This window comes from Micromonospora qiuiae (assembly GCF_016863555.1).
Lineage (GTDB): Bacteria > Actinomycetota > Actinomycetes > Mycobacteriales > Micromonosporaceae > Micromonospora > Micromonospora qiuiae.
In genome coordinates this window covers 1-9239 of sequence record NZ_BOPC01000133.1, presented here as the reverse complement: position 1 = coordinate 9239, position 9239 = coordinate 1, and the positions used below count along the sequence as shown (strand labels likewise).

Genomic DNA, 9239 nt, shown 5'->3' with positions numbered 1-9239 from the left:
GGGGCCCAGCCTCTGGCCGATCTCGGCGGCTTCGGAAAGCGCGCTGCGCGCGCAGGCGACGCGGCTGCGCGAGTACGCGGTGGCGAACCCGGACGTCGACCCCACGGATGTGGGCTGGTCACTGGCGACCACACGCGCCCACCTGCCGTTCCGGGCCGCGGTGCTCGGTGCCGACCGTGACAGCCTGATCGCCGGCCTGACCAGCCTGGCCGACGGGATGCCGGACGCGTCGGTGGTGCAGGGCTCCGTGGTGCCGGGCAAGACGGTGTTCGTCTTCCCCGGTCAGGGTTCGCAGTGGGCCGGTATGGCCCGCGAGCTGCTCCAGACCTCTGACACCTTCGCCGCGCACCTGCACGCCTGCGCCGACGCGCTCGCGCCGTACCTCGACTGGTCCATCCTCGACGTGCTGAACGGTGCCCCGGACGCCCCGTCGCTGGAGCGCATCGAGGTCGTTCAGCCCGCCCTCTTCGCGGTTCTCACCTCGCTCGCCCAGCTGTGGCGTCATCACGGCGTACACCCGAACGCGGTCGTCGGCCACTCGCAGGGCGAAGTGGCCGCCGCCTACGTGGCTGGAGCACTGACCCTCGACGACGCGGCGCGCATCGCCGCGCTGCGCTGCCGATCGCTCGCCACCATCGTCGGTCAGGGCACGCTGGCCTTCATACCGCTGCCCGCCGAAGAGGTCGAAGGCAGGCTTTCCAATTGGGGCGGTCAGCTCAACGTCGCGGCCGTCAACGGACCCGCCTCCACCATCGTCACCGGTGATCAGCCGGCCATCGACGAGCTCCTCGCCGACTGCGCCGCCGCCGGCATCCGGGCCAAGGCGGTACCCGCCGCCGTCGCCTCGCACGGCCCGCACATCGAGCCCTTGCGCGACCGGGTACTGCACGACCTCGCCGGGATCACCCCGCGCCCGTCCGAGGTGCCGTTCTACTCCACCGTCACGGGTGAGCTGCTCGACACCACCGAGCTCACAGCGGAGTACTGGTACACCAACCTGCGCCAGCCGGTGCTCTACCAGACCACCATCCAGACGCTCAGCACCCGCGGCCACAACCTCTTCATCGAGGTGAGTCCGCATCCGGTACTCACCACCGCCACCCAGGAGACGCTCGACGAGGGCTGTGCGGTGTTCGGCACGCTCCGCCGTGACCAGGGCGGCGAGGCCCAGTTCCTGGCGTCCCTGGCTCACGCCCATTCAAGCGGCGCCACTGTGGACTGGTCTGCTGTCTATGGCACGGACGCGTGTGTGACCGCGCTGCCCACGTACGGGTTCGAGCGCCAGCGCTACTGGGCGGTCGCCGAGCAGACGGCGGACGTCGTCTCCGCGGGCCTCACCGCCGCCGAGCATCCGTTCCTGGGCGCGATGGCTCAGCTGCCCGGCGGCGGGCACCTGTTCACCGGCCGCGTCTCGGCACAGGCCCACCCGTGGCTGGGTGAGCACTCGGTGGGCGGGCTCGTCCTGGTGCCCGGGACGGCCTTCGCCGAGCTTGCCCTGCACGCCGGCGAACAGGTCGGCTCCGCACGGCTGGACGAGCTGATCCTCCAGGCGCCGCTGATCCTTCGTGGCGACGCGGACCTGCAGGTGCAGGTCGGCGAGGCCGACGACGCCGGCCGACGTCCGGTCATCATCCGCTCCCGTGGGGTCGGACAGGACGGCTGGGTGTCCCATGTACACGCTGTCGTCGCGCCGGACAACGGCGTCGCCGAGCAGGCCCTGGCAGCCGCGTGGCCGCCCCCCGGGGCGACCGCCCTGTCCGTCGACGAGTTGTACGGGCGCCTCGTCCAGATGGATGTCACCTACGGGCCGAGCTACCGCGGCCTGCGTGCGGCCTGGCGCTCCGGCGACCGGGTGTACGCCGAAGTGAGCCTCCCGGAAGGGGTGGACACGGCCGGGTTCGCCATCCACCCGGCGCTGCTGGACGCCGCCCTCCAGCCGATCGGGCTGTTGGCCGATGACAGCGCCGGTGATCAGCTGCACATGCCGTTCGCCTGGAACGGCCTGCGCCTCCACGCCACAGGTGCGAGTGCGCTGCGTGTCGAGATGGCCGCCGTACCGGGCCAGGTGGACACGGTCGCGGTCAGGATCGCGGATGCCGCCGGTGCTCCCCTCGCGGATATCGAATCGGTGGCGCTGCGCGCTGTCACCGCCGACCAGCTGCGCGCCAGCGGTGCCCCGCCGCTCCTCCACGTCGGCTGGACGCCGGTCACGGCCGATTCCCCGGGCCCGGACCGGGCCGTGCGCGTCGTACCGCTGGCCGACCTGGCCGGGGATGGTGGCGCGGACCCGGTCGCGGCGACGCACACGGGCGTCGCGGGCCTGCTCGCCCTGCTGCACGACCACCTCGCCAGCGACACGGACGACCACCTCGTCATCCTGACCAGCGGCGCGGTATCCGCCGCCGGCGAGCCGGCCGCCGACCTGCCCGGCGCCGCCGCCTGGGGGCTGCTGGCCGCGTTCCAGGCCGAGCACCCCGGCCGCGTCACCGCCGTCGCCCACGACCCGGCCGCCGCCCTGAGCGAGCAGGAGCTAGCCGCCGCGCTGGCGACGGGCGAGCCGCAGGTCGCCGTCCACGACGGCCGGATGTTCGTACCGCGACTGCTCCGCGAGCATGTCGAGCCCGGTACCGTCGCTTTGGATCCAGACTCCACGATCCTGATCACCGAGGGCACCAGCGGCATCGGCGCGGCCAGCGCCCGGCATTTCGCCACCCGGCACGGCGCGCGGCACCTGATCCTGACCAGTTCACCTGGCACGGACACAACCGAGGCCGAGCGGCTGAGCGAAGAGCTGTCCGCGCTGGACGTAACGGTCACCGTCGCCAGCTGCGACACCGCCGACGCTGGGCAGTTGGCCGAGCTGATCGACGGCATCCCGGCCGAGCGTCCGCTCTCCGCCGTGGTGCACTGCGCCACCGCGCCGCAGGACGCCGGAAACGGCACGCTGTCCGCGCAGGAGCTGGCCGCGGTGCTGCGGCGGTACGTGGACGCCGCGTGGCACCTGCATGAGCTGACCCGCGACCACGACCTCACCGCTTTCGTGCTGCACTCCCCGGCAGCCGGTGCGATCGGGAACTCCGGTCCGGCGAGCCACTCGGCGGCCCGGGCGTTCCTCGACGCTCTGGCCAGGCAGCGACGCCAGGAGGGGCGGCCGGCCCTCTCGGTGGCCTACGAGACGGAGGCGGCCGCGGGGTCGGGCTCGGTCTCGGACCGGCCCGGGTGGCTGGCCACGATCAGCGTCGGTGCCGCTCTGGACCTGATGGACCAGGCGCTCGCCGCCGGCCAGCCGAGCCTGGTAGCCGTTCGCCTCGACCAGGCCGACCTTCGCCACGAGGAGTCGGTACCCGCGGTGCTGCGGGGATTCGTCCGGCCCGCCGTCCGGCGCGGTGTGGCGGCGGCGGCCGCCGCAGCCTCCCCGCTCGCCGGCCAGTTGGCCCGGCTGACCGAGCCGGAGCAGCTCCGCTTCCTGCACGACGTGATCAATGGCCATGTCACGGCGGTGCTCGGGCACCCGAGTGGATCGAAGATCGATATTCGCCGGCCGTTCAAAGAGCTGGGCTTCGACTCGCTCACCGCGGTCGAGCTCCGCAATCGGCTCGGCACCTCGATCGGGGTCCGGCTGCCGGCAACCCTGGTGTTCGACCACCCGACGCCGGTCGCGCTCGCCAGATATCTGCGGGCGGCGCTGCTCGAACGCGGGGGTGATCGGGCCACCCCGGTCGCCGCACCGACGGCCAGCGAGACGGACCCGATCGTCGTCGTCGGCATGGGCTGTCGGTACCCCGGTGGAGTGCGCTCGCCCGAAGATCTCTGGCAGCTGGTCGCGGGAGGCGTCAACGCGATCGGCGAGTTCCCCACCGACCGGGGCTGGGACATCGACTCCATCTACGATCCGACCCCGGGTGTGCGGGGCAAGACCTACGTACGCTCGGGCGGGTTCATCTACGACGTGGCCGGCTTCGACGCCGCGTTCTTCGGCATCAGCCCGCGTGAGGCGCTCGCCACCGACCCGCAACAGCGGATCCTGCTGGAGACGGCCTGGGAGACCCTGGAGGACGCCGGCATCCCGCCGGAGTCGCTGCGCGGTACCCGTACCGGCGTCTTCACCGGGCTCGTCACCCAGGGGTACGCGATGGGTGCCGGCGGCAGCACCGAGGCGGTGGACGGCTACCTGATGACGGGCGGCGCGGCGAGTGTCGCCTCGGGCCGGATCGCCTACACCCTCGGCCTCGAAGGCTCGGCGGTCACGGTCGACACCGCCTGTTCCTCGTCGCTGGTCGCGCTGCACCTGGCCGCGCAGGCCCTGCGGCGCGGCGAGTGCGACCTGGCCCTGGCCGGCGGCGCGACGGTGCTCGCCGCACCAACCTTCTTCAGCGAGTTCAGCTACCAGCAGGGTCTCGCCCCGGACGGGCGGTGTAAGGCGTTCGCCGCGGCCGCGGACGGCACCGGGCTTTCCGACGGGGCCGGCATGCTGCTGCTGGAGCGCCTCTCCGACGCCCGGGCCAACGGTCACCGGATCCTCGCCGTGATCCGCGGTTCGGCGATCAACCAGGACGGTGCCTCCAACGGGCTCACCGCCCCCAACGGCCCGTCACAGGAGCGGCTCATCCGGGAGGCGCTGGCCACGGCCGGGCTCGCTTCCGCCGACGTCGACGTGGTGGAAGGGCACGGCACCGGCACCACGCTCGGCGACCCGATCGAGGCGCACGCTGTGCTCGCCACGTACGGGCGGCACCGGCCCGAAAACCATCCGCTATGGCTTGGCTCGATCAAGTCGAACATCGGGCACACCTCGGCGGCCGCCGGCGTCGCTGGAGTGATCAAGATGATCCAGGCGATGCGCCACGGCGTACTGCCGAAGACCCTGCACGTCGACGAACCGTCACCGCACATCGATTGGGACTCCGGAGCGGTGCGCCTGATCACCGAGGCTGCGCCGTGGCCTGACGTGGACCGTCCACGCCGGGCCGCGATTTCCTCCTTCGGAATTTCCGGCACCAACGCGCACGTGATCCTCGAAGAGGGACCCCGCGAGCCGGAGGTACCGCACGGGGCGAACGAGCCGGACCAGCCCGTTGCCTGGCTCCTGTCCGCGAAGACTCCTTCCGCGCTGCGTATGCAGGCTCGCCGGATGGGTGAGTTCGTCGCCAACCGGTCCGAGCTGCCCGCCGCGGCTGTGGCCCACGCGCTTGCCACCACCCGCACCCACTTCGCGCACCGGGCGGTCGTGGTCGCCGCTGACCGGCAGGACCGGCTCGCGGCCCTGTCCAGCCTCGCGGACGGCCTGCCCGGCGCCGGCGTCGTACAGGGCGTGGCACAGGACGGCGGCAAAACCGTCTTCGTTTTCCCCGGCCAGGGCTCACAGTGGGCTGGCATGGCCCGCGAACTCATGCACGCCTCGGACGTGTTCGCCGCCGAGCTGCGCACCTGCGCCGATGCGCTCGCTCCTTACCTGGACTGGTCGGTTCTGGACGTGCTGGACGGCGCGCCGGATGCCCCGTCGCTGGAGCTCATCGAGGTCGTCCAGCCGGCCCTGTTCGCCGTGCTCGTCTCGCTCGCCGAGCTGTGGCGGCACCACGGGGTACATCCCGACGCGGTGGTGGGCCACTCGCAGGGCGAGGTCGCGGCCGCGTACGTGGCCGGGGCTTTGTCCCTCGACGACGCGGCGCGGATCGCGGCGCTGCGCTGCCGGGCGCTCGCGACCATGGTCGGCGGCGGCACGCTCGCCTTCGTTCCGCTGCCCGCCGCGGACGTCGAGGACAGGCTGGCGCGCTGGGGTGGGCGGCTCACCATCGCCGCGACGAACGGCCCCACCTCGACAATCGTGACCGGTGACCTGGCCGCCATCGACGAGTTGCTCGCCGACAGCGCCGCCGCCGGCATCCGCGCCAAGGCGGTACCCGCCGCCGTCGCCTCGCACGGCCCGCACATCGAATCGATCCGGGAGCAGGTCCTGCGTGATCTGGCCGGAATCACGCCGCGAGCCGCACGCGTGCCGTTCTATTCCACCGTCACCGCTGACGTGCTCGACACGACGCAGCTGACCCCCGAGTACTGGTACACCAACCTCCGCCAGCCGGTGCAGTACAAGGCCACGATCGAGGCCCTGCACAGCCGCGGCCACAACCTGTTCATCGAGGTGAGCCCGCACCCGGTGCTCACCACCGCCACTCAGGACACTCTGAACGAGGACAGCGCACCGGAACGCGCCATCGCGATCGGGACGCTGCGGCGCGACGACGGTGGTCGCGCCCGGTTGCTCGCCAGCCTGGGCGAAGCGTTCGCCGAGGGGGCGCCGGTCGACTGGACCACCGTGCTGCCGGCACCGGACGGTCCCCGGGTCACCCTGCCCACGTACCCGTTCGAACACCAGCAGTTCTGGCTCGTCCCGGGAAACGGTACCGACGTGACCGGCGCCGGACTGTCGAAGACGGATCATCCGCTGCTGTCCGCGATGGTCGAGCTGCCCGACGGCGGCTGGCTCTTCACCGGCCGGCTGTCGCTGGCCACGCACCGGTGGCTGGCCGACCACGCGCTGGCGGGGGCGGTCCTGCTGCCCGGCGCGGGTCACGTCGAGCTGGCGCTGTTCACCGGCCGGCACGCCGGTGCCGATCGCCTCGCCGAGCTGGCCATCGACACTCCGCTGATCCTGCCGGAACAGGGCTCGGTGGATCTGCAGGTGGCCATCGGCCCGTCCGCTGACAGCGGCCAGCGCACCGTCACCATCAGGTCCCGACGGTGGCAGCCCGGGCACGACAGCGAGTGGGCCCGACACGCGTACGGCCTGCTGGAGCGGAGCGAGGCAGCCGGTGAGGTGCTGCCGTGGCCCCCGCCACCCGACGCCGCACTGCCCGTGGAGGGCTTCTACGACCAGCTGTCCCGCTTCGGCCTCGACTACGGCCCGTCCTTCCAAGGGCTGTGCGCGGCCTGGCGGGCCGACTCCGGAGCCTGGGGTGAGGTCCGCCTGCCGGAGGGCACGGACGCCGATGGATTCGGCATCCATCCCGCCCTGCTCGACGCGGCCCTGCACACCCTGGCCGTACACCACGGCCTCCTCACCACCGGCGGCGAGGGCGAGCCGGTCCGGCTGCCGTTCGTGTTCCACGGCGTGAGCCTGCACAGCACCGGCGCCACCGCTGCCCGCACACGTCTGACCGTGCCCGAGGGCCAACCCGACACGCTGACCCTGCGGATGAGTGACTCGGCCGGCGCGCCGCTGCTCTCCATCGACAAGCTCACGCTTCGCCAGGTCGACGCCCAGCAGCTACGGGCCGGCAGCGCAAGCAGCCGGCCGCTCTACCGCGTGGAGTGGACGGTGGTGCCGGCTCCCGCGGCGCCGGCTCCGGACGAGGCGGTACCGCACGTCATCGACCTGACCGGTCTCGCCGACGACAGCGACGGCGATCCGGCGACGGTCACGCACGCCACCACCGAGGCACTGCTGCGGGAGCTTCAGCACCGCCTCGGCGAGGACGACCACACTCCGGTGGTGGTCCTCACCCACCACGCGATGGCCGTGAGCGGCGATCAACCGGTCAGCCTGCCTGCCGCCGCCGCTTGGGGCATGGTCCGCGCGGTGCAGGCCGAACACCCCGGGCGGATCACGGCCATCGACAACGAGGCCGCCGCCGCGCCCGACCTCGCCGTGATTCGGGCCGCCCGGTCCACCGGGGAACCCCAGATCGCGATCCGCGACCAGCAGCTGCACGCTCCGCGGCTCACGCGGCTTCCGGTGTCCGCACCGGGCGGCGAGCCCGTCGTCGACCCCGAGGGCACAGTGCTCATCACCGGCGGTACCGGCACCCTCGCGGCAGCCACCGCGGAGCACCTCATCACCCGCCACGGCGCCCGGCACCTCGTGCTCGCCAGCCGGACCGGGCCGAACACCGCGGCGACCGGCCGGCTGCATGATCGCCTCAGCGTTCTGGGCGCGACGGTCACCACCGCGTCCTGCGACACCGCCGATCCGGAACAGCTCGCCGCGCTCGTCGCCGCCATTCCGGCGGCACGCCCGATCACCGCGGTCATCCACTGCGCCGGCACGATCGAGGACGCGACCGTCGGCACGATGACGGTGGATCAGCTGCACGGCGTACTGGCACCGAAGGTGGACACCGCCTGGCATCTGCACCGGCTCACCCAGCACCACCCGGTCCTGACGTTCGCGCTCTTCTCCTCCGCCGCGGGCACGATCGGCAATCCTGGTCAGGCCAACTACGCGGCCGCCAACACGTTCCTGGACGCACTGGCGCACCACCGCAGGCGGGCCGGTCAGCCGGCCACCTCGCTGGCGTGGGGCATGTGGGAGCAGGACTCCGCACTGACCGCCACGCTCAGCGCCCAGGACCGGGCCAGGCTCACCCGCTACGGTCTCGTCCCGATGCCCACCCAGCAGGCGCTCCAGCTCCTGGACCGGGCAATCACCAGCGAGCAACCGGACGTGCTGACCGCTCATCTCAACCTCGCCACGCTCCGGCAGCTCGCGACGGACGGCCAGCTACCCGCGGTGATGCGTCGCCTGCTGCCGAGCACGCCCGGCACTGCCACCGCCACCACGGCGGCGCCGCTGGGTCAGCGCCTGGCCGACCTGAGCCCGCCTGAGCAGCAGGAGCTGATCCTCAACACCTTGCGGACGCACACCGCGGCGGTACTCGGGCACGGCAACGCTTCCCAGCTCGACCTCACACAGCCGTTCAAGGAGTTGGGCTTCGACTCGCTCACCGCAGTCGAGTTGCGCAACCGGCTCAGCGCCGCGACCGGCCAGCGGCTGCCCGCCACCGTCGTTTTCGACCACCCCACCCCCACCGCTCTCGCCACCTATCTGCGCCGTCGGCTGGCACCGGAGCAGACGGCGACCGCCACGGCGCTGGAGCATCTGGTGCGACTTGAGAGCGTGCTGTCCGGCATCCAGCCCGGCAGCGAGGACGAGGGCCAGGTCGGCAACCGGCTGCGAGCTCTGCTGGCGAAGTGGACCGGCGCACGGGAGTCCGCGGAGCAGGCCGTCACGGAGAAGCTCGAAGCGGCGAGCACAGCCGAAATATTTGACTTTATTGATCGCGAGCTCGGCCGGACCTCGAAGTGACGACGAGCATGCCCTCCCGGGCAGGAAGGAGAGCCTGATGTCGGACGAGGAGAAGCTCGTCGACTACCTCAAGTGGGCCACGTCCGAGCTGCACCAGACCAGGCAGCGCCTGCAGCAGATCGAGGCGGCGGCGCACGAGCCGATCGCGATCGTCGGC

Annotated in this window: 2 protein-coding genes; both read left to right on the top strand. The window is 72.3% G+C overall.

Annotated elements, in window-relative coordinates; genetic code table 11:
* The first annotated feature begins 19 nt into the window (after positions 1 to 19).
* Positions 20 to 9082: an SDR family NAD(P)-dependent oxidoreductase gene (locus Vqi01_RS29360; RefSeq protein ID WP_372444464.1), complete on the top strand. Its 9063-nt coding sequence runs from the start codon at positions 20 to 22 to the stop codon at positions 9080 to 9082.
* Positions 9083 to 9119: 37 nt separating this feature from the next.
* Positions 9120 to 9239 (top strand): polyketide synthase docking domain-containing protein (locus Vqi01_RS31415; RefSeq protein ID WP_204038390.1); only part of this gene is annotated, 120 nt, incomplete at its 3' end.